At 48.1% G+C, this 21,142-nt stretch carries 27 protein-coding genes; 15 read left to right on the top strand and 12 right to left on the bottom strand.

Annotated features, from left to right (window positions below):
* Position 1: 1 nt before the first annotated feature.
* The 3 genes from ACW5W7_RS01590 to ACW5W7_RS01580 form a co-directional block, all read right to left on the bottom strand.
* Positions 2 to 193, bottom strand: coding sequence for a PA3496 family putative envelope integrity protein (locus ACW5W7_RS01590; RefSeq protein ID WP_456500563.1), 192 nt, complete (start codon positions 191 to 193; stop codon positions 2 to 4).
* A gap of 296 nt (positions 194 to 489) precedes the next feature.
* The gene (locus ACW5W7_RS01585; RefSeq protein ID WP_456500562.1) at positions 490 to 792 is read right to left on the bottom strand and encodes a hypothetical protein; all 303 of its coding nucleotides are present in this window, start codon (positions 790 to 792) and stop codon (positions 490 to 492) included.
* Positions 789 to 1,073, bottom strand: coding sequence for a helix-turn-helix domain-containing protein (locus tag ACW5W7_RS01580; RefSeq protein WP_456500561.1), 285 nt, complete (start codon positions 1,071 to 1,073; stop codon positions 789 to 791). The genes ACW5W7_RS01585 and ACW5W7_RS01580 overlap by 4 nt, the downstream gene beginning before the upstream one ends.
* A gap of 147 nt (positions 1,074 to 1,220) precedes the next feature.
* Here ACW5W7_RS01580 and ACW5W7_RS01575 point away from each other — a divergent pair, with 147 nt between their 5' ends.
* Positions 1,221 to 1,775, top strand: a complete 555-nt coding sequence (locus ACW5W7_RS01575; RefSeq protein WP_456500560.1) for a hypothetical protein — start codon at positions 1,221 to 1,223, stop codon at positions 1,773 to 1,775.
* Between the two features lie 293 nt (positions 1,776 to 2,068).
* Here ACW5W7_RS01575 and ACW5W7_RS01570 read toward each other — a convergent pair whose 3' ends face one another.
* From ACW5W7_RS01570 to ACW5W7_RS01560, 3 genes are all read right to left on the bottom strand, one after another.
* Positions 2,069 to 2,314 carry a hypothetical protein gene (locus ACW5W7_RS01570; protein ID WP_456500559.1) on the bottom strand — a complete coding sequence of 82 codons (246 nt, stop codon included), beginning with the start codon at positions 2,312 to 2,314 and terminating at the stop codon, positions 2,069 to 2,071.
* A gap of 285 nt (positions 2,315 to 2,599) precedes the next feature.
* A complete protein-coding gene (locus ACW5W7_RS01565) occupies positions 2,600 to 2,779 on the bottom strand; it encodes a hypothetical protein (protein ID WP_456500558.1) in 180 nt (59 codons plus the stop codon).
* Positions 2,780 to 2,976: 197 nt separating this feature from the next.
* Entirely contained in the window at positions 2,977 to 3,675 is a 699-nt protein-coding gene (locus tag ACW5W7_RS01560; RefSeq protein WP_456500557.1) for a helix-turn-helix domain-containing protein, read from the bottom strand.
* A 53-nt stretch (positions 3,676 to 3,728) separates the two neighbouring features.
* Here ACW5W7_RS01560 and ACW5W7_RS01555 point away from each other — a divergent pair, with 53 nt between their 5' ends.
* The 6 genes from ACW5W7_RS01555 to ACW5W7_RS01530 all read left to right on the top strand — a co-directional run bounded on the left by ACW5W7_RS01555 (position 3,729) and on the right by ACW5W7_RS01530 (position 6,488).
* Complete coding sequence (locus ACW5W7_RS01555; protein ID WP_456500556.1) at positions 3,729 to 3,947, top strand: Cro/CI family transcriptional regulator; 219 nt, start codon at positions 3,729 to 3,731, stop codon at positions 3,945 to 3,947.
* A gap of 38 nt (positions 3,948 to 3,985) precedes the next feature.
* A complete protein-coding gene (locus ACW5W7_RS01550) occupies positions 3,986 to 4,375 on the top strand; it encodes a hypothetical protein (RefSeq protein ID WP_042642167.1) in 390 nt (129 codons plus the stop codon).
* 4 nt (positions 4,376 to 4,379) lie between these two features.
* Positions 4,380 to 4,598, top strand: a complete 219-nt coding sequence (locus tag ACW5W7_RS01545; protein ID WP_456500555.1) for a hypothetical protein — start codon at positions 4,380 to 4,382, stop codon at positions 4,596 to 4,598.
* A 132-nt stretch (positions 4,599 to 4,730) separates the two neighbouring features.
* Positions 4,731 to 5,756 (top strand): conserved phage C-terminal domain-containing protein, encoded by a 1,026-nt coding sequence (locus ACW5W7_RS01540; protein ID WP_456500554.1) that lies wholly within the window; start codon positions 4,731 to 4,733, stop codon positions 5,754 to 5,756.
* 49 nt (positions 5,757 to 5,805) lie between these two features.
* Positions 5,806 to 6,219 carry a hypothetical protein gene (locus ACW5W7_RS01535; RefSeq protein WP_456500553.1) on the top strand — a complete coding sequence of 138 codons (414 nt, stop codon included), beginning with the start codon at positions 5,806 to 5,808 and terminating at the stop codon, positions 6,217 to 6,219.
* Positions 6,216 to 6,488: a hypothetical protein gene (locus ACW5W7_RS01530; RefSeq protein WP_456500552.1), complete on the top strand. Its 273-nt coding sequence runs from the start codon at positions 6,216 to 6,218 to the stop codon at positions 6,486 to 6,488. The genes ACW5W7_RS01535 and ACW5W7_RS01530 overlap by 4 nt, the downstream gene beginning before the upstream one ends.
* Positions 6,489 to 6,655: 167 nt before the next feature.
* Here the strand turns inward: ACW5W7_RS01530 and ACW5W7_RS01525 are convergent, their stop codons facing one another.
* Positions 6,656 to 9,343 (bottom strand): trypsin-like peptidase domain-containing protein, encoded by a 2,688-nt coding sequence (locus ACW5W7_RS01525; protein WP_456500551.1) that lies wholly within the window; start codon positions 9,341 to 9,343, stop codon positions 6,656 to 6,658.
* Entirely contained in the window at positions 9,340 to 9,648 is a 309-nt protein-coding gene (locus tag ACW5W7_RS01520; RefSeq protein ID WP_456500550.1) for a CU044_2847 family protein, read from the bottom strand. The genes ACW5W7_RS01525 and ACW5W7_RS01520 overlap by 4 nt, the downstream gene beginning before the upstream one ends.
* A gap of 775 nt (positions 9,649 to 10,423) precedes the next feature.
* Here ACW5W7_RS01520 and ACW5W7_RS01515 point away from each other — a divergent pair.
* Together ACW5W7_RS01515 and ACW5W7_RS01510 are read left to right on the top strand one after the other, a co-directional pair.
* Positions 10,424 to 11,536, top strand: coding sequence for an AAA family ATPase (locus ACW5W7_RS01515; protein ID WP_456500549.1), 1,113 nt, complete (start codon positions 10,424 to 10,426; stop codon positions 11,534 to 11,536).
* An 18-nt stretch (positions 11,537 to 11,554) separates the two neighbouring features.
* Positions 11,555 to 13,762: a S8 family peptidase gene (locus tag ACW5W7_RS01510; protein WP_456500548.1), complete on the top strand. Its 2,208-nt coding sequence runs from the start codon at positions 11,555 to 11,557 to the stop codon at positions 13,760 to 13,762.
* A 29-nt stretch (positions 13,763 to 13,791) separates the two neighbouring features.
* Here the strand turns inward: ACW5W7_RS01510 and ACW5W7_RS01505 are convergent, their stop codons facing one another.
* From ACW5W7_RS01505 to ACW5W7_RS01490, 4 genes are all read right to left on the bottom strand, one after another.
* On the bottom strand, positions 13,792 to 14,454 hold the full coding sequence (locus ACW5W7_RS01505; RefSeq protein WP_456500547.1) for a hypothetical protein: 663 nt from the start codon (positions 14,452 to 14,454) through the stop codon (positions 13,792 to 13,794).
* A 288-nt stretch (positions 14,455 to 14,742) separates the two neighbouring features.
* On the bottom strand, positions 14,743 to 15,618 hold the full coding sequence (locus ACW5W7_RS01500) for an HNH endonuclease (protein WP_456500546.1): 876 nt from the start codon (positions 15,616 to 15,618) through the stop codon (positions 14,743 to 14,745).
* 552 nt (positions 15,619 to 16,170) lie between these two features.
* Complete coding sequence (locus ACW5W7_RS01495; RefSeq protein WP_456500545.1) at positions 16,171 to 16,467, bottom strand: hypothetical protein; 297 nt, start codon at positions 16,465 to 16,467, stop codon at positions 16,171 to 16,173.
* Between the two features lie 72 nt (positions 16,468 to 16,539).
* Positions 16,540 to 17,280, bottom strand: coding sequence for an endonuclease NucS domain-containing protein (locus tag ACW5W7_RS01490; RefSeq protein WP_456500544.1), 741 nt, complete (start codon positions 17,278 to 17,280; stop codon positions 16,540 to 16,542).
* A 313-nt stretch (positions 17,281 to 17,593) separates the two neighbouring features.
* Between ACW5W7_RS01490 and ACW5W7_RS01485 the strand changes: the two genes are divergently transcribed.
* The 6 genes from ACW5W7_RS01485 to ACW5W7_RS01460 are packed head-to-tail and all read left to right on the top strand — an operon-like array spanning position 17,594 to position 20,728.
* The gene (locus tag ACW5W7_RS01485) at positions 17,594 to 18,208 is read left to right on the top strand and encodes a Rha family transcriptional regulator (RefSeq protein WP_456500543.1); all 615 of its coding nucleotides are present in this window, start codon (positions 17,594 to 17,596) and stop codon (positions 18,206 to 18,208) included.
* On the top strand, positions 18,205 to 18,648 hold the full coding sequence (locus ACW5W7_RS01480; RefSeq protein WP_456500542.1) for a recombination protein NinB: 444 nt from the start codon (positions 18,205 to 18,207) through the stop codon (positions 18,646 to 18,648). The genes ACW5W7_RS01485 and ACW5W7_RS01480 overlap by 4 nt, the downstream gene beginning before the upstream one ends.
* Positions 18,645 to 19,304 carry a hypothetical protein gene (locus tag ACW5W7_RS01475; protein WP_456500541.1) on the top strand — a complete coding sequence of 220 codons (660 nt, stop codon included), beginning with the start codon at positions 18,645 to 18,647 and terminating at the stop codon, positions 19,302 to 19,304. Before ACW5W7_RS01480 ends, ACW5W7_RS01475 begins: the two co-directional genes overlap by 4 nt.
* Positions 19,301 to 19,618 carry a Ref family recombination enhancement nuclease gene (locus tag ACW5W7_RS01470; RefSeq protein ID WP_456500540.1) on the top strand — a complete coding sequence of 106 codons (318 nt, stop codon included), beginning with the start codon at positions 19,301 to 19,303 and terminating at the stop codon, positions 19,616 to 19,618. Before ACW5W7_RS01475 ends, ACW5W7_RS01470 begins: the two co-directional genes overlap by 4 nt.
* On the top strand, positions 19,615 to 20,046 hold the full coding sequence (locus ACW5W7_RS01465) for a hypothetical protein (protein ID WP_456500539.1): 432 nt from the start codon (positions 19,615 to 19,617) through the stop codon (positions 20,044 to 20,046). Before ACW5W7_RS01470 ends, ACW5W7_RS01465 begins: the two co-directional genes overlap by 4 nt.
* Positions 20,030 to 20,728 (top strand): TIGR02642 family protein, encoded by a 699-nt coding sequence (locus ACW5W7_RS01460; RefSeq protein ID WP_456500538.1) that lies wholly within the window; start codon positions 20,030 to 20,032, stop codon positions 20,726 to 20,728. Before ACW5W7_RS01465 ends, ACW5W7_RS01460 begins: the two co-directional genes overlap by 17 nt.
* The last annotated feature ends 414 nt before the right edge of the window (positions 20,729 to 21,142 follow it).

Here is a 21,142-nt window from a genome sequence, read left to right as displayed (position 1 = left end):
GCTAGATCCCCATTTCAAGGCGGAGAGCACGCTCCTCGTGGTATTCCTCTATGGCGCGGCGTGTGGCAGTGCGTTTATGGGCAGCCCGGCGTTCTTCGGTACCGGGCTCGACGTTCACGCTGTAGCGGTGCTCAGTGCGGGGCGGCATTGAGCCGCGAAAGCCCATCACCTGGGCTTCGGTCAGTTGCTTCATGGTCTGGGTCCTTGGTCGGGGGAGGGCTGGTATTGCCCCATTTACGATTTCGTGCGAGGTTGTTCCATATGACACAACCCAAGAGGTGCGTTTATGAAGCAGCGTCCTATGACGTGCTGTCTCTGTGGAGAAGAGGCTTTGGCTGTAGCAACTGATCACAGCAATAGGAAGTTCTTTACCTGCTCAAACTGTGGTGAATATGAAGTTTCAAATTCAGCTGAGTCAGAGTTGGAAAAGAGTAGTGATTCACATAGGTTCCTTACGATTCAGGAGTGGATTAACGCAACCCCAGATAATCAGTTCCTATCTATTTCATTTGACGCTCCCAAACGTGAGTTTGTGTTTGATAGGGAGCCGAGAAAAAGGCTATAGCCGTGAATGGTGATTTCTGTCCCTCCAGAACTTCTTAGAAATTCCGCTGCTTCGTTACCAATGAGGCCATCGTCCAGGGCTTGTGCAATCTCGCGAAGAGCTTGTGCAACTTCGGGGACGAATCGACGATCGCCAATCCCATCGTTCTGCATGTGGATGGACACGACTCTGCGCTGGACAGCGATGTTCTCGATACTGCGAGGGTTAGTGAGGCCAAGAATCTTCATTCTGATGTCTCCAACTTTGCAGGCTCTTTTCCTTGGCCGGTCGTCAGCCAGGTGAAGTGGGCTGAGAGCTCGGGGTGTTGTGCTATCAACAACAGGGTTCCGCCGCTGATTTCCCGGTAGTTCAACTCGTAGTTCTTGAGCGTGGTGGCAGGGATGCCCAGCATGTCGGCGAACTTCGGCCGGCTCAGGCCGAGGTGTTCACGCAACTGGCGCAGGCGCTTGCGGCATGCGTCATTGAGAGGGGGGATGGTCAGGTTGCTTTGGTCGGTACGCTTTTTCATGGTCGGGTCCTTTGGTGGAAAAATATTCCTTAGAAATGTAGGGCTGAGGTGGTTAAATCGGATAGTCTGATTCCAATACAAAATCAATCTTTTGATATTTTCTTGTGTTTTGAGGTTCTTGATGGCTAGGTTTGGAAGAGTAATGAAATGATGGGAAAATTAACCTTGGCAATTATTGTCAGTATATTTGCATATGGAATTTATCAGCTTTTCAAAGGCAGCCCCTTGCTTTCGATTGCCACGATGCTATTTGCTGTCATTGTGTTTTTGGTATTGTATTGCCGAGTCGATATTTTTGATGAAATCGTGTCTTTGTTATCTACTGCAATAGTTATCCTTACTGTTATTCACGTTGTTAAAACCAGTGATGTCTTCGATGTGAACAATGGGAAGAAGCAGTATGATTTAATGATGCAATCTGTTGAGGCTGGTTTCTGCCCAGTTAGAAACCAGCCAGACGAGAGAAAAAGAGCTGCTTTCGAACAGCTTAGAAATACACTTTTCATGTCATGCGCACTTCAACATAATCGTGATGTGATGACCTTGACTGTTGATCTATCAAAGGCAGTCTATTTAGACCCGCTCACTGGAACTCTGGACAGCTTGTATACAGATTTCATCAAAGAAAAAGACTTCACCCCAACATGTTTGGATATTGCGCAAGAAATGTCCCGCTTATGCCCGGGTCATCTAGATATTTAAGCTTAGTTATCTACAATGATCTAATAGTTATGTAAACACATCCAAGAGCCATATATGACGCTTGGATGTGGCGTCTAATACAGACGCCTATCACCTCTTCCAGCCACCCAATTTCTGGTTTCACAGGTCAGGGCGGATCCATCGGGAAAATGGATTTCGTGTGAGGTTTCCCAATCCAGGTTTTTAAAGAGCGCTGCAACGCTGAATTCAGGTTGCAGTTAGCCAAAGCATCCTTGCGGTGCTTGAGAAAGAGGCTTTGGCTATGGCGCTATCAGGGAAGCGCCAGACCCGGGTCAGACGGCGTTGCGGTGGAACTCGGCGCGCCAGTGGAGGAGGGCGCTGTGCCTGGTGAAGCCGGTGGTGCGAAGCTGGGCAGCACGAGCGGCAACGATGTGGTGTTGCTCGGCGGCCAGCATGGCTACAAAGAGACGCTGTTTAAGTGCGCGCCGGCGCGCTGTGTTACCGTTCAGCCTGTCGGCGAAGGCCTCAAGCATTTGGTCGGTGCGTTTCGCGGCTCTGGAAAAAATGCGCTTGGTCATGGTACATTTGCTCCTGTTGACGGGTTGGTCCTCGTTAACTCCATCCTCGCTTTGGCGTGGTTGGGTCCTGTTGCTGGGGTTGGTCCCCCGGCAATATGACTGGGGTGGTTCCCGGTCCTTCGAAGCCCGCCTTGTGCGGGCTTTGTCGTTCTTACGCGCTGGTGAGGCGCTTGCCCCTTTCAGGGCTGGTCCTGTTGCTGGTGGCCGATGATTCGTCTCAACCGGTTGAGCACTGAGGCAATGCTCATGCGGTTGAGTGCTCCCGCACTCGGCGGGAGCGACTGGTTACGCTGCTGCTTGCAGGCTGGCTGCACGGGTCCGGTGTTCCTTACCGGCCTCGGTCTTGACTGTGTAGAACAGGCCGCCACCGCGGCGTTTGCCCAGGTCAGTGATGTCGATGATCACTGCCGGCACGGTGACGCGGGTCCGGGGGTTGGTGTACTGCACAGGGTCATTCACTTTCATGGTTGGTCCTCTGGTCTGGTTAAAACAGGTTTTGAGTCTTGCCTTTGTCGTTCTCTCAAGAGGACGATGTGCAAACTGTAATCTCAAGAGAACGATAGGTCAATATCGATCTCTAAAAGAAACGATGTTTTTTATGAACAACAAAAAACCCGCCGAAGCGGGTTGATGCGATCTGTATTGAGAAGGCTAGTTTTGGGTTACTTGATTTCGCTACGTCGCAGTTCGGAAAGTTTGCCTAGCACAGTCGCCTCACTGGATGTGACTGTACCAAGCCTGGGATCATCAACCCCGTATACCCAACCATCAATTCCTGCCATAGCTCTTAGCAGCCTGGCTTGGCCACTCTTAGCCAGCTGGATCAGCATGACAGCGCCATCTTCTGGAGTGCGTTCAGCCAAGTTAATGATGCAAATGTCTCCGGCAACTATCCCAGACTTAGATAGATGATCGTTGCTGGACTCTATAGCGATGCTGTGGCTTTGGTTCTCGGCTACCACATATCTACCACTATCCATGTTAGGCATCATGTCGGTGGCCAAGTTCTCTACATCAGCGAGAGTCCAAACAGGGACTTTGTCTGAGTTGAACTGAATGTCGTTTAGTAGGTCACCACTACTACGGCCCGAGTAAAGCCAAATAGGGTCAACCTTCAACACTTTAGCAATTGAGATCAGGGATGAAACGCGCATTTCGCGGTTCGGATTATTGATGGTGTTACTGATCACGCTCTTGGATAAGCCCGTGCGTCGCGCAAGCTCAGACATGCTGATGCCCAGCTCTTGCAGCTTTTCTTCAAGGCGTTGTCCAAATGTTTTCATCAATAACCTCTCGTTCTCTTTAGAGACTAGATTGTAAATCCATGGCTGATCTCTTTGGGAGACGATGGTGATTGACATCGTTCTCTATGGAGGACATTATTCGCATGTATTCACACCACAGGACCCGACCAATGAAGAAACACGAAGTGATTGAGTATTTCGGCAACATGGCCCGCGCAATGAAAGCCATCGGCATCTCCCGCAGCCTCGCCGTGAAGTGGGGCGATGTGATCCCGGCCCAGCACGCAGTCAGCTTTGTCATCGCCAGCAATGGCGAGCTGCGGCTCGGACTGGAGGATTACCCCCTCCTTAACAAAACCCAGGAGCTCCCCACCCAACAGGCCGCCTGACCACCGGCCTGAGTCATAACCACTAGAGGACCAACACAATGGGACGACCAGCATTACCAGATCACGCCAAACTGGATGTGATCCCCGCGCTGAAAGTACGCGGCACCCCAGCCCACCGCCAGGTGTGGCAAGAAGTCGGCGCTGAGCTCCAGCTGACCGAAACCGCATTCGCTCGCACCTCTCTGCTGCTCTTGCTCAGGGCTATATCACAGCATGAACCCCAGATCCTGACGAGGGCCGTCAAACGCGCCAATCGAAGCCTCATCGAACAGGGCTACCCCCTGGTCACCGTGGAGGAGATCTTGGAAGGCTCCGGCTTGCCCGAGCGCGGCCTGCTCACCTTCACCCACCTCGATGAGGAAACCTATGAAGTAGAGCGCCCGAAGCGCCCTCTGCAAAAGCTCATCGATTTCGTTCTCAGGAGGTAACCCCATGACTACGCAACTCAGGCCGCCGCGCCCGGCGTCACAGCACGTCAGCGATCGGGACAACATCGTCTTGAAGGCGGTGATCCACGAACTGGCACTCGAGCTGGATACGGCACTCATCCCGACAGCGCACGCTGCAGGTACTGACCGGCAGGCCCTGCGCCTGGCCCGCGAGCTGCAGGCTCGTACTGCCGAGCGTGCTCAGGCTCAACCTAGCGCATAGCTACAACCTGCCCGCTTAACCACCGGGCAGAACACCACAGGACCCAACAATGACCAAACCAACCCTGGCCCCTGGGGCCGATCTCTTGCGCCATTACAGGCGTTCCTCATTGCTCGAGCAGGGGAGGGTGGCATGAGCGCAGTCATCAAATTCCCGGGGGCAAGTGCTCCCATCCAACAGCCTGTTAGCCGAGGATGCAACGTGGACGATAACCGCCGCAGCGGGTATGTCCTGCTTTTCAAGAGCATGAAGGATAGCCCCTTCTACAAAGACCCATCCCGCAAGGCGTTGTGGATACACCTGCTGATAGAGGCTGTTCACGAGCTTACAGAATCCACCTTCAACGGTAACCGCCTGACCCTTACACGAGGCCAAGTAGTCGGGTCAGCACGCTATCTGGGGGAGGCATGTGGCGTTTCAGAGGACAGTGCTAGACGGAGCCTGGATGCCTTCGAACGGGAGGGCATGATTACCAGGATCAGCAAGCAGGGGACCAAGGGATACACACTGATCACGATACTCAATTATGACCCTTACCAGCGCGGAGTTTCAGAACACATTGGCGCGGAGTTACCCGCGGAGTTAGAACCCGCATCAGATAAGGGGTTAGAGGTGGTATCGCAATCTGATGGCGCGGAGTTATCCGCGGAGTTTCACGCCGAAGATCTAAACAATATAAACAATAAAACAAGTACAGATCTTAAAGACTATTGTTCGGTTTCTGGCGAAACCAAACGTCGCGAGAAGGTACAGGTGTCCCCAGATGCTCTGGCTGTGCTTACTCATCTCAACACCACCAACAATCGCCGCTATCGCCCCAGCAAGGCAAGTCTGCAGCATATCAACGCCAGGCTAGGGGAGGGGGGAACCGTTGCCGAGCTGCAGTTAGTCATCGATTACAAAACCGAGCACTGGGGAGGTAATCTCAAGATGGCTGAATTCTTGCGCCCAGCGACCCTGTTTGCACCACAGAAATTCGAGGGATACCTGGCTTCTGCACATCGCTGGCATGAGCTTGGCCGGCCAAGCTATGCCAATGGCGAATGGGGTGGGCATGGTAGCAAGCGTACTCTTGGAAACCTGGTCGCAGCCCAGCAGGCTGCGCAACAACTCATCGCATCGGGGGCGGTCAGCTATGACGACGACACCCCCCTCTAACATCCGCGCGCTGCCGGTGACTGGTGACGAGCTATCTGTGAGCCCAGGGATGGCCGCCTTCCTGGCGAATGAGCTGCTGCCGTTGCTATGCGGCAACTGGCCGGCCAGTGCAAATCAGATCAACGCCAATGCCAATGGCACTGCGATGGCATTTGGCCTGGTCCTCCGTGGATTTAGTGCTGCACAAATCCGCTCGGCAGTGGCGATGATGGCTGATGATCCTGAGCGCGAATTTGCTCCAAGGCCTGCGGAAGTGAAGGCTGAAATCCTCAAGGGAGCTCCTGCTGCCACTGTATCCGAGAGTGGCCCCTGCGTGTCGATAAGGGCTTGTGAAATGATGGCGGTGGTCAGGGTGTCACGGCGGGAGCAAACCGTGCCTGCCAGCACAGTGGCCAAGGAACTGCAACAGGTGCTGGCAGAGAAGTCGCGCCAGGGAGTGACTGTGACGGGTAAAGTTGTATGAGTGAAATGGAGCCAAGAGGGGTTGTGCTGCTAACGGCTTGGGAAGATATCGGGGAAGAGTTCTGGCCATCTCCAACAGATCAGAGAGAGTACGTCAATGTGTGCGGATGGGTATGGACAGTCACATACACAGAAGAGTCCAGCGAGATGATTTTGTCTGACTTCCCAGGTTACCAGCAGGGGGAGGAGAGAGACCCGATCACGTTGTCAGATATGGTGGTGTTCGAATCGTTGGTGCTCGGCAGTCGAGCATTGGTTGAATTGATGTAGCTGTGGAGAGAACCTCAAGGTATTGCCGACGAGAGAGCAAATTCAGCACAGCCAGGAGTTCTACCTGGAGACGGGGCAACGTGGGGTTGCAAGTCTGAGGCGTTGTTCAAAATGGGGAGGGATACACCGGCCTGAGGCCGGTGTGAATCCCGCAATTACGATAGTTGTCAATTATCATCTATTCGCTCTGGTAGTGCTGAATCATTTACATTTGATATAGCTTTGGCTCCAGGGTTTTTAACTCCGAAAGTATGTTTGGCAACTACGGATTTAATTAGTAATTCAAGGTTACTTAAATCGTCATTGTTTATAAACCCATATCTGTACTCCGCACGTAAAGTAAAGTAGATATCTCTTAGGTAAAATGAGTTCTTATGCACTTTGGATATGTAATCAGAAACTTTATTCTGCCAGTCTTTAGGTCTCTTTTGAATAATTAAAGTTATCATGGTGTGTTTTATGAGTGAGTCACTTTTATCATCATAGTGTTTATATATTAACGAGCTCATTTTTTTTGAAAACAAGTCATCTTTATACCAGCCTACAATATTTGCAGGTATAGAAGATAAAACGTCATGAAAAGTCTGCCAAGGATCGTCATCTTCAAATGAGTTATCTAGAATGAAAGTAGCACCATCAATGCTAGCCTTTCTATTGTAAGCAATTACGGGTGATAATGCGGCTAGTATGTTGACTAATTGCCTCCAAGATAGAAGAATTGTATTGAGTAACTCATGTCTTATTTTTGGCGTTGTGTAGTCACTGTTTCTTAAAGCTTTTGATGCTGCGCTAGTACACTTCATCAAGCGGAGTACGGAATATTCATCTAAAATCTTATGGACCTGTTGATCTAGTGGACGGCAATGATTGTACTGATTATCAGCATACTGATCTTTGAACTCTAATGGAAGTTTTGAGTTCATAACTTCGGATGATATATCTTTGTCCATTTGTTCTATCATCGCTTGAGATGGTTTCCATCTGGCGTGGTGATAGATATCAATATCATGTTTGAAGCCAAATTTTGACTTAGTTGTGTTTATTGATTCCAGTAAGTCATGAGTTATATGCTGAAGGGCATCATCTCTGCGTCTATCAATTCCAGTGTAAAATTCAATTACTTCTGGATATGATATGTAATTCATTTGTTCAAATATGAATTTCGCGAATTCATCAGACTGATGCATCCTCTGAGCTGCAAAATAGTAAATCCAATATGAAAATTTAAATCTATATTTGTTTTTGTATTGAGTAATTATATTATTTTCATATAGAGTGTCAAAAATGGTATCTGTATCTAAATCTATTTCATGTTCAGAACAGAAGGCCCTTATCTCATCAAGGAAATGCTGCCTTAAAAAGGTAGCGTCGTGGTTTTTAATCAATCCTTCACAATAGTAACCTAATACATACTCTGTATCTTTTAGGTCTGGCTTTGTTTTGTAGCTAGGGATGCTATCAGTATTAAAGAGTAAGGATAGAACCCTCCTTATCATCTCAGTTCTATTGATTGGTGAATCATCGAATTCAATCTCATAAATACGTAATATAGTTAAGCAGTTTAGTATGGTTCTTGGCATGTTAAGAACATCTAAATCTGCAACTATCCTATTTACAACGGAGTCTTCATCACTAATATATTTTTTTTCATTGTACGAGCAGACGAGATTCCGAATGTCATTTCTAGTAAGCGGCCATAAATATATTTTTTTAAAACTACGATCTTGTGGGAAATTAATTGTTGACGGCAGGTCAACTGTTTCAACGTTGGTGTACATTATAATCAAGGGTATTTCTTTAAATAATGCACTGATACGATCTATGATATCTTGTACTCTGGGTAACTTGCTTGTAACCTCATCTAAGACAATGCAACCAATATCCTCTCTTTTTAAGTCTAATATGGATAGTTTGCCATTTATGTATTCTAAAATTTCCTTGTCGTATGGCTTTATCTCTTTGGCATCCAAGTACAGCCAAAATGATCTCACTCCAGCATTAAATGCTTTTAAGCAAATGTGTCTAGCCAAAACAGTCAACCCGTACTGTGGGCGACCATATATGACAGTGCACTCTGTATTGTTGATGAGATCGTTGATAGGTGTTTTTTTTCTTGTTTCTGATTTCAATGAGCCATATTCATTACAGTCATATAGATTTGGCTCAACATTGACATCATTTATTGTGGACAAAAATCGAAGTGAGTTTCTATAATCATTTGACAGCGAGAAATTAATTGATGAAATTTTTTCCGGTGATATTTCTGACGTGAGTTTTTTAATTGCTCTCCTATGAAACCCTGCTGATGTTATACGCTCATTTTGCATTATTAAATCTAGATTCTCAATGCATAGGGCATAGTTAGTATTATCTGATGATGCAAGGATTACTATCCCGACAACAGACCCATCTTGTTTTAATACTGGTGAGCCACTATAGCCAGGACTGATTTTTTCATTAGGATATAAACGAAGTGAAGGATGTTCATCACCATTGCTTAGTGCGCGATAATTTATTTTTTTTGTATCATTAATTGTTATGGATTCTTTTTTTACCCCTTTCAGGAGCGAAGTGTATCCTGTCACGGTCAATGATTTCAAATCACTCGAGTCTGAAAGTGTTAAAGGGGTGCAATTTATTATTTCTGTTTTTAGTATTGCTAAATCCAAACCACTCTCATATGCAGAGTAAATTATCTCCGCTGTCTTTTCATTTACCAACAATGATGTTTCAATGCTCTTTATAACATGCCCACAGGTTAGTATGAAAGATGAGCTTTCTGTATTCTTAAAAACAAATCCAGTTCCAAAGTTTGTATTTACTGAACTATGAATTTTAACGACGGCATCATTCATTTCTTGGTCCTCATCGTTATTTCAATGCCAATATTTGCTTCACCACTACTCTTTGCTATGAAAAATGAACCTTGAACACCTACTTTAACTCCTATTGATAATTTAGCTGACTCTATCTCGATATCCTTGTTCAATTCATCATAAACGTTGGTGAATGGTTTTGTGACTTTTTTAAGTAATTCTTCAAGACTGTCTAAAGATAAATGGTTCATACCAGACGAAATCTCGTATTCGCCAAATTCTTCTGTAACAGAAACCTCAAATCCGATACCATCGTCTGTATATATAATTTTGCTTCTTTCCATTGTATAAATCCATTGTTGAGCAGTCATTCATGATTAAAGCACTACAAGTAAATAATTTAGTATTAATTTATATTTTTGCGCTAGCGTGCACGGATGTATCTTATTTAATGCCGTGTTTTAACACATCGTTATATACCGACATTATTTAGCTCGGTAGGAAGAGCGCTAGTGAAGAGTATCAAGCTAACATCCATCGAATCTTCATATGCGATTGCTACTTGTGTCCAACAGGCTTGCACATAGCTACCGCCCTTAGGTTACAGCCCCCAGATGCTGCTTTTGACCTGTGATCAGATAACAGTTCCGTGTCATGGGTAGGCCTTGCATGGAGCTTGGGTACCGTGCAGGAATCGTAACTCATATGGTTCCGACTGTTGAGCTAAATGAGCACTGAATCAGGAGGAGATCACAGATTTTACAAAGTGTTGTAGTAAGGGGCCGTAGAGCAGTATTGGTCGAAGGCACTATAGCTCTGGGTGGCACTGTAGAAACTATCCACGGGCAGTTACAGGTACTCTGGGGTTTACGTGCTCAACCGCTTACATCACTTGAGCGTTTCACTGCCGCTGCCGAGTGGCTTCATCAAAAACAGCCCGAATGGAAGTCATGCTTCGCGTGCATGGTATGGCTACATGGAGCTGTTTTCTCTATAACTAGTCATGTCATGATCCCCATTGGGTATGGTAAAGGGGCTACTTGATGGCTAGAATGCCATCCTTAATTTAGATTTAGTCATGCCGCAGCGTTGCAATGGCGTGGAAGCGAGTGGAGCCCTATGATCAAGCCTGATGAACTAGTTTCGTTGTCTAAGTTAGCCCTGTCTGGCCGGGACTCTGATGTGCGCCTGTATCTTGGCAAAATGGTCAGAAAATTCAAAAAGTCATCTCCTGAGCTAGGTGGTCAACTCGAAGAGTTACTGAAAACCAGCCCAGCTCGTTCTGCATCCGTGATGCGAAGAGCTGATACCGCTTCCTATGCAGGTGGTGGTATGCCGACAACATCAGGTGAAAATGACCTTCCTTTGTTAAAAACCTTTCCAATTGATGGCTATGTGGAAGAGCCAATGTTGGAGGATGGTCTGAAACAGGCGTTGCTTCAGGTAATCCAAGAGAAGAAGTCGGCTGAGAAACTCAGAAAATTCGGATTATTGCCTGCAAGCTCCTTGATCTTCCAAGGGCCACCTGGTGTGGGTAAAACAATGACAGCAAGATGGTTGGCAAACCAGCTCCAGCTACCTTTTTACGTGCTTGATCTTACTGCAGTGATGAGTAGCTATTTAGGGAAAACTGGGGCTAATCTTCGCGCCGTTATTGAGTTTGCTAAATCTCACCCATGTGTGTTATTACTCGATGAAATTGATGCTATTGCCAAGAGGCGTAGTGATGAGGCTGATGTGGGGGAGCTCAAGCGATTGGTAACAATCATGCTTCAAGAGTTGGAGTTGTGGCCTGCTGAAAGTTTGCTGATAGCTGCAACCAACCATCCAGATTTAGTTGATCCTGCGCTATGGCGCCGCTTTGATTTGGAAATTAAATTTAGTAATCCATCTTTAGATGAAGCAAGAAAAGCAATTTCTTTCTTTTTAGGTAATGATGTCGATGAGTTTAAGCCTCTTATAGAATTGATACTGGTCAGCTTACAAGGCTCATCTTACAGCAATATTAGAAGAACAGTTGTAAAATTGAGAAAAATGAAATTGTTAGACCCGGCAGGGTTTAATGATAATTTAATTAAAATTCTGATTCCGGACATGGAGTTAATGTCTAGAGCTGAGAAAATAGACCTGGCTGTGCGTTTGGTAACGGATTCAGGTTTTTCTCAGCAAAAGGCATCTAATATATTTGGGGTTAGTCGAGATACAATAAGAAAAAAACTAGTAAAAAATTAATATTTTTTGAGGGGATATATGAAAAAAAAGAACTACATTATTGGGAATGGTGAGTTATTAGCAAAGTTAACGGCACCTCCAAAAATTAAACCTCCTTCGACAAGTTTGTATACCCTGTCTGAGGTTAAGGCGAGGCTATCCCCTCAGTTAAATAAGCTTACCAGTGAGTTGAACACACTGGATCAAGCTCTCTGCCCTAAAGATTATGTTGTTACACGCCTGACCTTGCACCCATCCTTTATTGCAAAAGGTCATTTCCCATCTAAGTTGTTTAGAGAGATGGGGGTCTATTCTGTTGGCAGTAGGGCAACGACTGTAAGGCCAGATAAATGGACAAGGAAGGGAAAGCCAGAAGATAGTCCTACAACAAGCATATTTCTAGCTGGGCGCCGCTCACAAATAAATGACTTCAGTAAGCGGCTAAACGATTTTACAGAAAAATCTCCTGGTGCTGACGATCTGCTAAAAGTTTGGAGCATAGACTCTGTTAATCGAAAGTCCAAGGTTATGCCCGGCGACCTAAATGATAAAGGTGAATACGAAGTCGGACTTCATTTACTACCTGATCATACATCAGACTTCATCAAAACCTCGTTTTTAAATTATGCTGAGTCTATAGGTATTGAGGTTCATGATGATATCTCCATAACCGTATCGAATTTATGGTTCCTTCCAGTAAAAGCCAACCGAGACCAAATAGAAAAGCTTGCGTTACATTCGTTCGTCCGAGTCGTGAGACCAATGCCTGCGCTTAGAACATTCCTTCCAACAGTTCGTTCTATGCATGCCAATATACCTTTTGTAATGAAAGAGTCTCGTCCATTAGCCAATGATATTAGAGTTGCAATTTTGGATGGAGGCTTACCAGATAATCATCCATTATCATCTTTAGTTAATGGATATCATGTTTCAGACCCTAACTCAAAAGAGTTATCTGGTGGAGCAGAGCATGGTTTAGCTGTGACATCAGCTTTTTTGTTTGGACCCCTTCATCCATCTAAAGCTCAACGAGTTCCATTTTCTCTGGTTGATCATCACAGAATCCTAGACGATGACGTAAATAATGAAAATGAATTTGAATTGTATAGGACGCTAGGTCATATAGAAGATATTCTTTTGTCGAGACAGTATGAATTCATTAATATTAGCCTAGGGCCAAACCTTCCTATCGATGATGATGAAGTACATCCTTGGACGTCTCTCATCGATTCGTATTTAGCTGATGGGCAGACATTTGTTACCATTGCTGCAGGAAATAATGGTGAAAATGACTCAGCAATGAAGCTCAATAGAATCCAAGTTCCTTCAGACTGTGTCAATGCCATTGCGGTAGGCTCTGCAAATACAACAAATCTTTCTTGGGAAAGGGCAGCTTACAGTGCTGTTGGGCCTGGGAGGGCACCGGGAAGGGTCAAACCAGATTTGCTGGCATTTGGGGGGTCACCTGATGAGTATTTCCATGTTGTAGGTTCCTCGAATACATCACCAGCGGTTCTACCTCAACAAGGAACTAGTTTTGCTGCACCATATGCTCTCAGGCAAGCTGTTGGTGTGCGGGCCATAATGGGACATGATATATCACCAATAGCTATCAAAGCCTTACTGGTTAACTCGGCAGTGACTTCTGACCATGATAAGTCAGATATCGGCTGGGGGAAAATTCCAGAAGATATTGAGAGTATTATTGAGTCACCTGATGGTGTTGCTCGGATCTTATATCAAGGCGAATTACAACCGGGTAAGTATCTGAAGGTACTATTACCACTACCGACGGACGGGGTAATAGGAAAAGTGAAAATAAAAGCAACATGCTGCTTCTCTACCTCTGTAGACCCGCAAGATACCTCAATGTATACAAAGGCTGGTGTAGAAATTAGTTGGAAGCCTAAAGACGGTGAAAAAAGTGAGGGGTTCTTCCAACAAGTAAAAACTGCCTCAGAGGCTGAACTGAGAAGAGATGCAGCCAAATGGGAAACAGTCTTGCATGCAGAGAAGTCCAAGATCGGGAACAAAATGGATAAGCCATGCTTTGAACTCCACTACATGGCTAGAGATGGTGGTGATCAAATTCCAGGGCATAAAGCACCATCGATCAAGTATGCATTTGTAGTGACGCTTGAAGCCCCTAAGCATAAAGAAATATTCAGTGATATCTTACAGGCGTACTCTGAAGTACTGACAGAGATACAACCACGAATCGCTATTCAACCGCAAGTTAATGTATAAAAAATGGCCCCTGCAAGGGGCCTTTTTATTTAATGAACACTGACATAAGCATAAGAGATTATGGCACTACTGGCGACAAGATATGGAGAGTAGATATCTAAAAATTCTCGGGTGCCAATAACACACGCCATTTGATATTTTGCTTCGTACCACAAAAGAACTGATAATTTTTTCCATGTCCATTCGGTGGTGAATTCATATAAAGGAATTTCTGTTGAATTGTGATACTCGTCAATTTGATTTAGATCGTATGATATATACCGCTTATATCCCCACCCTATTTTATATCTGGGGAAAGCTGCTCCTGGTTCATCACCTGGCCAATCTCTTATAGCATATGATAGCAAACCTGAATTATATTCATCACTTTGAGAGTCAGCTCGATAATATATAAATACTCGTCGATCATTCAATAGCCTATCAATCCATATATCGCTGATTTTCTTTCGATAGACCTCTGAATATGCATAGTATCTTGCACATAGAAAGATAACAGCTAGAGCCATCAGCATGCTGAAGCTACTTATGTTGCTGATACTTAATTTAAAAATGAAGGTATTTATTTCCTCAATCTTTATACCTGCTATATTTATGGTAAGAAAGACGCATGATATTATCATCAGCTTATTTCTTACCCGGTTGTAATTTTCATCCTCATCGAGTTCATCACGTAGTTTCTTATCTGTTTCCATTTCTAATGCTTAGATTAGTTTAAATTCTCATATGTTATCATATGAATCTTTTTTATGCAGTTGGTATTCTAAAGATCTTGGAGGCTAATTATCACTAGCCAATCCAATGCAGACTTCGGGACTCACCACCCCGAAATATCAGGGTCACCAAACCAGAAGCAAGGGCCAACTATATGTCAAAGTACACCTGGAAATCATTCTGCAACACGCCCTTATGCTGAACTAGGAGAGGCCAGAGAAGCCAGAGATGGTTGAGCGGGAGAGAAGACCCGCTCAGGATAGGATGCGTCAGGCTGATGTAACGGTAGAGGACCTGAAAATCTCGTCACGGTGGTACTTGAGGAATGCTGCTTGCTTGGGGCTGAAAGGGCCGACGTTCAGAGGCAGCTCAACGCCCCACTGTAGCAGGGCCTGCTCGATGCAGGGCTCGGCACACAACAGGTCGCCGGAGTCAGTGAAGGTTATCCAGCCACGGTCGAACAGTTTGTCGATGTGAGGGGAGAGCAGAAGGCCGTTATTTCCATTCAGGCGATCGGCGTTCTCCTTGCACTGTGCCCAGGGCTTGATGTGGCTGGCTATGAGCAGGGCCTTGTTGGTAACGCCAGTGACCCGGCAGGCAGGCTCGATCTGTTCGAGCCGAGTACGGAAGAGGCCCTGGCCGATGCGAGCTTTGGAGAGCTGCAGCTTCTCTGTGACTTCCAGGGTGGAGGCCTTGATGGCCGCCTCGATGGCGTCACCTTCGAGTTCGGCCTGGTGCTGCTCTACAGCGTCTGTAAAGGACGGGTTCACGTGGTTGGCCAGTGAGAGCAGCAGACTGCCGAGTTCGTTGCCGATGCCGGCTAGGTAGCAGCTCTGGTTCCCGTTACCGTTGGGCTGCAATGGTGAGTTCTTCGAGGGGAGCAGGGGAGCTATCAACGCCAGGTGGTCCTTCGGGCGGATTGGCTTCTCCAGCAGCTCCCAGTCGATGAGAACTTCCCAGCCAGTATCGGACCAGGAATCGCCGGCGCTACCGAACTCAGAGGGCTTGGACTTCTCGCTGCAAGGTGCTGCAACAAGGCCAATAGCCTTGATAAGCCCGCCAGCGTAGGAGATAACAACGTCTCCCGGCCGGGTCAGCGTGAGATTGATGTAGGTCTGATTCTTCGAGCCGTTGCGATTGGTCATGGGCGACCAGATGTAGCCGCCCCCAACTTCAGCACCGTACGTTTGCTTATGGTTTACCCACCAGAATGCCACTGATATCCCCTAGAGACTGCTGACCATGGATAGAGGGTCTTATGGTAACTCGAATGGTTCCGTTTGTTGAGAGTGAGTGAGTTGTGTCTGAGTACGATTGATCTGGTATTGTTTGGAGATAATTTACTGGGAGGGGTGATTGCGCTATATACCGGCCAGAGGCCGGCGTAAGCTTTATTCATACAAAATTCGGGTTAGTTCGTTTTATGGTTCGTACAATTTATGAGCACGTGTAACTTGCCTTGTTTCCACAGTGCTTGCATATAGCCTCAGTCATTCTGGGCTCTATCTTTCCACCTTCACCATCCCAAGTCGCTGTAAAATTATCAAATTTACATCCCGTCCCCCAGTGTGAGCCCCCATACATAGAGCCTTTGTCTAGAACTTTTTGTATTTCTACTATCTCACACCCAGGGCATTTTACTCTGTAAGTTGAAACATCAATAACACCCATGCAACCCTCCATTTTTATTTCAATTTTTACGGTTCAGATTTCCCATTGGATAATACATATCCAGCAACGGTACCAAGCAAGGCAGCAAGGGTTTCCAATTGAAACTTTGTGGTAACTGAAAGGATCAAAATTGTTGGTATAAATAAGACGACGCCAATTGCTTTTAATGTGGATGGGCCAAAACCTTGCTCTTTATCTTTGATGCGATTGTAAATGATATGCAGGCCATACCACATAATCACTAGCGCACCTATGACAACTAAAAATTGAGTCAATGTTGCTATTGTTATACTTTCCATAAATACCAAAAACCCCTCAAACATATTTTTATAACCCAAAAGACATTTTTACAAAATGGTTCATCTTTTCTCCGTAGGCATTTAATTAAATGCTAATTACGAGATTTTTTTAACTTCAACCGATAATGCATACTCATAAAGTGAAACAGATGGAACTTCTGAACAGGCAAGTTTGAGATCTTCACTTATCTGCTTGGCAATGATGATCCCACGTACAGTCTGCCCTGGCTCAGCATGGTTCTGCTTGATCCAGCTGACGTAGCGTAAGAGCTGGCCAACTACACGGTCATAACCCTTCGAGACCTTGAGCTCTATCACTACATAGTTGCCATCCCCATCAACAGCCAGTAAGTCGATGAAACGACCGCCCACAGGGAACTCCACGCCGGTGATCCCTTCGTCCATATAGAGCTTTAGTGAGGGTTCAATGATGTGCAGATTCTTGGCCAAGTAATCTCTCAGATCATGTTCGTAGGCAAACTCGCTGGAGCCCTCGAGCGGGGTATCCACTGGGGATTCATCGACAACCGGAGTGAGAACGGTGATTGGCGTTGGGTCTCTGCCTGGTTCGTACAGGCGATAATGGGACGTATCGATTTTGAAAAATAGATCGTCTGTACCATCAGTTCTCGGGCTGTACTGCAAACGAGTGGGGACGTTTATGGATTGCCTGATTAGATGGGCTGCTACAGTGCCTTGCTTTACGTTTGGGTAGTGCTCCTTGAACCATTGGATTGCTTGCTCCCGGAGGAAAGGGACCCCGGGTTTCAGACCCATGGAAGCGATCATATCGTGCATAAGTAAGCGCACTGGTTTTTCGTTCAACGTGACAGCCATGTAACAAATATCCCTACTCGTTTGTTTGAATTAATGTTGATTTCATGCCGTTTGTTTTTGTAAACCGACATTTCATTTGTGGTGATATTAAATGCAATTGGTATGGAGAACTTGATCTTCATCACGGTTTTGTTTGGGTATTTCGACTTTACAATCAATTTTCGCGAGAACTAATAATGATTATTAATTCACTATTGTGAACGGTGCAGTCATTAACAGCTTCTGGAGCGTGACAGAAATTATCGGTAGTGGGTACCATAGTCAGTGCCGGACCTAGACCACCCGGCTGTGTATGACCAAAAGGACCCAGACCATGACCAAACCACATACCCGAGATCTATCTGCAGCACGCCCACGCGGCTGTGCCAGCATCCACAGCATCAAGCCTATCCCCCCTCAGTTCAGCCCCGGGCAGATCGAGCTGTTCAAGAAACTGGTGAGTGCCCAGGAAGGGGAGGTGTTTACTACCTCCCGTAAAGTGGCCAAGTTGTTTGGGAAGCGCCATGACAACGTGCTGGTTGCGATTGAAAAGCTAGAGTGCAGTAAGGAATTTGCAAAACTCAATTTTGAGGTTTGCTTTGAAAACAGTGAGTTACAGAACGGTAAGCCGCTGAAGTATTACAACATCACCAAAGATGGAATGGTCTTCCTTGTGATGGGCTTCACCGGCAAAAAAGCATCCCAACTCAAAGAGCTCTACATCCTGGCCTTCAACTGGGCTATAGAGCAGCTTTACGAGAAGCAGGAACTGCAGCAGCTCCTGCACGACTTCACCAGACGTGAAGCAATCTCCGTTTCCAATGGCACCTTCCATGGGCAAGGTCTGGCCCGGCGACGCATCGAGAAGCGGACGCTGTGCCTAGAACAAGCCCAGCTCGAAGCCAGATCTCAGCTCTCCCTTGAACTGACAGGGGAGGATGCTGCATGAGCACCTATCCCAAGTATTTCCTACGCAGTCCTGAAATCCGGTCCCGTGCTTGCCAGTTGGTAGCTGGCCTGCCGGTTGACCAAGACAAGCCGCTGGTCATCGAAATCAAGGAGATGACCCGCTCACTGGCCCAGAATGCCCTGTTTTGGGCGGTAATGACTGACATCTCCGAGCAGGTGAACTGGCACGGGCGCAAGCTTGCCAAGGAGGACTGGAAGCACGTTCTTAGCGCCGCCCTGTATCAGCAGGACGTGGTGCCGAACATCGACGGTACCGGCTTCGTGGTGCTGGGCAAGTCCACCTCCAAGATGAGCGTGCGTGAGATGCGCGACCTCATCGAGCTGGCACAGGCCTTCGGCGCTGAGCAGGGCGTGCAGTTCGGGGATGAATCCCGCCGCGGCTTCGACTGGGTGGCCGCATACGGGAGGGCCGCAGCATGAACGAGCAACTCACTCACTCTCGCCTGTCAGAGATTGCCTGTTCATGGCTCAAGCGCCCCATGAGTAACAAAGGCGCTGCGTGCCAGATCGCCATGATAGAGGTGGGCGGGCTCTATGGCGGTGAGCGCGCCGATGCTTGGGGTTACCGCTGGGGTTGCAACGGAGGGTCGGTTCTCGTTGAGGTGAAGGTATCTCGATCTGACTTCCTCGCCGATGCCAAGAAGCCGCACCGCAACGGTGAAGTGCCAGGGATGGGTACTTATCGGTACTACATGTGCCCAGAAGGCATTATCACGCTGGGCGACCTTCCCCATGGTTGGGGGCTGCTCTGGGTAAACAACCGCGGCCATGTAAAGTTGCTTGCCGGTCATGTCTGCGTGCTGCTCGGCCACAATGGCCGCGGGGCTGAAAAAGTCTGGGCTCACCAGAAAAATGACCAGCTTGAGCTGGAGATGATGGCCCTCGTGTTGAGCCGGATCGGCGATCCAGAAGTGATGAATCGACGGTTACGTGACGCAGAACATAAAGCGCAGAGACTGGCGCGCTATCACGATGATTTCCATCGGCAGGAGCGTGAAATGCAAGCCCTGCGCTGGAAGGTGAAGGGCATGAGCGATCTGCTTGATGCACAGGGTGGGGAGGTTGCCGCGGCATGAGCAAGACCAAGGCAGATAAGCAGTGGTTGGACGATGTGAGCTCTCTGTGCTGCATTGTCTGCCGGAATGCAGGCCTGGGGCCGAGCCTCGCCGAAATTCACCATGTGCGCTCTGGCGCCGGGATGGCGCAGCGTGCCGCCCACACCCAGGTGCTACCCCTGTGTCCTCGTCATCATCGTGCCTGCTACCCCACTGGCTTCCACGCAGCCCCCAAGAGCTGGCAGGCCGAGCACGGCTGTGAGGACACGTTGCTCGCCCAGGTAGCCAGGGAGGTTGCCGCACTGCGCAAGAACACCATCGGGAGGGCGGCATGATCCACCTTACCGCCCTTGATGCGGTCCGGCTGCTGGGTAACAGCCCTAAGGCCAAAAGCGCAGCCAACCAGGTGCGCAAAGCCCAGCAAGTCTCCACTCTGCACGACAAGGTGCTGGCCCAGCTTGTCGGCTTCCCTGACCCTGTCACTGAGCTGCTGTTCCACCCAAAGCGCAAATGGCGTCTCGACTTCGCCTGGCCTACCCACATGATTGCGCTCGAAGTCCATGGCGGGATCCACTCCGGGGGCCGGCATACCCGGGGGAGGGGGTTTGTAGAAGACCGCGCCAAGATGAACGAGGCTGCCCTGCTCGGATGGACCGTGCTGGAGGTCACCCCCGAACACCTCAAGACCAGCCAGCTGCGCACCTGGCTTCATCGAGCATTTCAGAGCACCACAGGAGAACCTACTCATGAACCGATCCGTTGAAATGGCCCTGCGCCTGTTCTCTCCCCGTGGCGCTCTGACCGAGGTCGCCCGGGGGACTGCCGGCCCACTGAATCGCGAAGACATCTTGGGTGCCCTGCAGATGGCTGCCAAGGATAACCCCCAGGGGTACCAGTATCTGATGGCTGATCACCTAATGGATGAGCAAGCCATCCAGGGGCTGCTGACCCACTTCTGTAAAACTCTGGGTGATGACGAGGCCGGCAGTATGGCGCTGGCCATTCTGCTGCGCCGCCCTCTACCCGAACAGCTTGAGCGGCTGGTGCCTTCCCACCCTCACTATGACAAGGAGCGCCGCCGGGCTGCTGTGGTGATGGAGAAGGCCAAACGGGCTCACCGAGCTGGCAATAACCACGAGTACCAGCGCCTGCTGGCTGAGCGAAATGGGATCCTGACTGCTGCACATAACCGTTGTGTGGATGAGCTGCTGCAGACTGGTCGCTGCCCCCATTGCCAAGGAACCGGTAAACGCCCCCGGCTTGGTGATGAGTGTCCGAAGTGCCACGGTACCGGGCGGGTGGTACCGGATGCTGAGTTGGTCTCTCGACGGTTCGGTGTACAGATGAAGCAGGCGTTAGAGCGTGCCGTTGATGAGGTGATCCATCAGGCATCAGATCTGGCCAGGGCCATGGATCGGCAGGTGAGGGAGATGAGTGCCGCTTGAGTAAGTGGCTTTAGTGATGCTATCTATTGTGACAGCGCTAACCAGGAGAGCGGTGGGGGAGAATGGAAAGCAGTCTGAAACCAATGGCTTTACACATCGCCGGATGGGGGCTGCTCCATGGGGACTTCTTCGATCTCTACGATGTGGCTGAGTACTTACAGATCCCGGCTAGAGCAGCGGGAGACTTGGTGCTTTACCTTCGCAGATGTAGCTATGTAGAGACTCTATCAGAGACAAGAAATTGCAAGCGTGTACCTGGAAAACATGGTGCTAGCAGAATTTTCATCAAGGTGTTGTGCATTCACCCTGAGTTGCCCCCCAGGCAGGTAAGGCTTCCCCCTCCGCTAAAATCTGAACCTGTTCAAGAACAGCTGACCCGATTAGTCAGGCTCATGCCTTCACCGCGGGGAGCTC

The sequence above is a fragment of the Aeromonas intestinalis genome, from assembly GCF_054052485.1.
Note: the sequence above shows the minus strand (reverse complement) of the source record. Positions and strands in the feature narration are given on the sequence as shown.

What these genes read in the sequence shown, in the direction of transcription:
- ACW5W7_RS01560 (WP_456500557.1), bottom strand. Translation starts at nt 3,675, where the DNA reads ATGTCAATCACCATCGTCTCCCAAAGAGATCAGCCATGGATTTACAAT.
- ACW5W7_RS01550 (WP_042642167.1), top strand. Translation starts at nt 3,986, where the DNA reads ATGGGACGACCAGCATTACCAGATCACGCCAAACTGGATGTGATCCCC.
- ACW5W7_RS01525 (WP_456500551.1), bottom strand. Translation starts at nt 9,343, where the DNA reads ATGAATGATGCCGTCGTTAAAATTCATAGTTCAGTAAATACAAACTTT.
- ACW5W7_RS01535 (WP_456500553.1), top strand. Translation starts at nt 5,806, where the DNA reads ATGGCCGCCTTCCTGGCGAATGAGCTGCTGCCGTTGCTATGCGGCAAC.
- ACW5W7_RS01485 (WP_456500543.1), top strand. Translation starts at nt 17,594, where the DNA reads ATGACCAAACCACATACCCGAGATCTATCTGCAGCACGCCCACGCGGC.
- ACW5W7_RS01575 (WP_456500560.1), top strand. Translation starts at nt 1,221, where the DNA reads ATGATGGGAAAATTAACCTTGGCAATTATTGTCAGTATATTTGCATAT.
- ACW5W7_RS01490 (WP_456500544.1), bottom strand. Translation starts at nt 17,280, where the DNA reads ATGGCTGTCACGTTGAACGAAAAACCAGTGCGCTTACTTATGCACGAT.
- ACW5W7_RS01465 (WP_456500539.1), top strand. Translation starts at nt 19,615, where the DNA reads ATGATCCACCTTACCGCCCTTGATGCGGTCCGGCTGCTGGGTAACAGC.
- ACW5W7_RS01590 (WP_456500563.1), bottom strand. Translation starts at nt 193, where the DNA reads ATGAAGCAACTGACCGAAGCCCAGGTGATGGGCTTTCGCGGCTCAATG.
- ACW5W7_RS01570 (WP_456500559.1), bottom strand. Translation starts at nt 2,314, where the DNA reads ATGACCAAGCGCATTTTTTCCAGAGCCGCGAAACGCACCGACCAAATG.
- ACW5W7_RS01580 (WP_456500561.1), bottom strand. Translation starts at nt 1,073, where the DNA reads ATGAAAAAGCGTACCGACCAAAGCAACCTGACCATCCCCCCTCTCAAT.
- ACW5W7_RS01500 (WP_456500546.1), bottom strand. Translation starts at nt 15,618, where the DNA reads ATGACCAATCGCAACGGCTCGAAGAATCAGACCTACATCAATCTCACG.
- ACW5W7_RS01475 (WP_456500541.1), top strand. Translation starts at nt 18,645, where the DNA reads ATGAACGAGCAACTCACTCACTCTCGCCTGTCAGAGATTGCCTGTTCA.
- ACW5W7_RS01470 (WP_456500540.1), top strand. Translation starts at nt 19,301, where the DNA reads ATGAGCAAGACCAAGGCAGATAAGCAGTGGTTGGACGATGTGAGCTCT.
- ACW5W7_RS01510 (WP_456500548.1), top strand. Translation starts at nt 11,555, where the DNA reads ATGAAAAAAAAGAACTACATTATTGGGAATGGTGAGTTATTAGCAAAG.
- ACW5W7_RS01520 (WP_456500550.1), bottom strand. Translation starts at nt 9,648, where the DNA reads ATGGAAAGAAGCAAAATTATATATACAGACGATGGTATCGGATTTGAG.
- ACW5W7_RS01540 (WP_456500554.1), top strand. Translation starts at nt 4,731, where the DNA reads ATGAGCGCAGTCATCAAATTCCCGGGGGCAAGTGCTCCCATCCAACAG.
- ACW5W7_RS01565 (WP_456500558.1), bottom strand. Translation starts at nt 2,779, where the DNA reads ATGAAAGTGAATGACCCTGTGCAGTACACCAACCCCCGGACCCGCGTC.
- ACW5W7_RS01515 (WP_456500549.1), top strand. Translation starts at nt 10,424, where the DNA reads ATGATCAAGCCTGATGAACTAGTTTCGTTGTCTAAGTTAGCCCTGTCT.
- ACW5W7_RS01495 (WP_456500545.1), bottom strand. Translation starts at nt 16,467, where the DNA reads ATGTTTGAGGGGTTTTTGGTATTTATGGAAAGTATAACAATAGCAACA.
- ACW5W7_RS01555 (WP_456500556.1), top strand. Translation starts at nt 3,729, where the DNA reads ATGAAGAAACACGAAGTGATTGAGTATTTCGGCAACATGGCCCGCGCA.
- ACW5W7_RS01585 (WP_456500562.1), bottom strand. Translation starts at nt 792, where the DNA reads ATGAAGATTCTTGGCCTCACTAACCCTCGCAGTATCGAGAACATCGCT.
- ACW5W7_RS01505 (WP_456500547.1), bottom strand. Translation starts at nt 14,454, where the DNA reads ATGGAAACAGATAAGAAACTACGTGATGAACTCGATGAGGATGAAAAT.
- ACW5W7_RS01480 (WP_456500542.1), top strand. Translation starts at nt 18,205, where the DNA reads ATGAGCACCTATCCCAAGTATTTCCTACGCAGTCCTGAAATCCGGTCC.
- ACW5W7_RS01545 (WP_456500555.1), top strand. Translation starts at nt 4,380, where the DNA reads ATGACTACGCAACTCAGGCCGCCGCGCCCGGCGTCACAGCACGTCAGC.
- ACW5W7_RS01530 (WP_456500552.1), top strand. Translation starts at nt 6,216, where the DNA reads ATGAGTGAAATGGAGCCAAGAGGGGTTGTGCTGCTAACGGCTTGGGAA.
- ACW5W7_RS01460 (WP_456500538.1), top strand. Translation starts at nt 20,030, where the DNA reads ATGAACCGATCCGTTGAAATGGCCCTGCGCCTGTTCTCTCCCCGTGGC.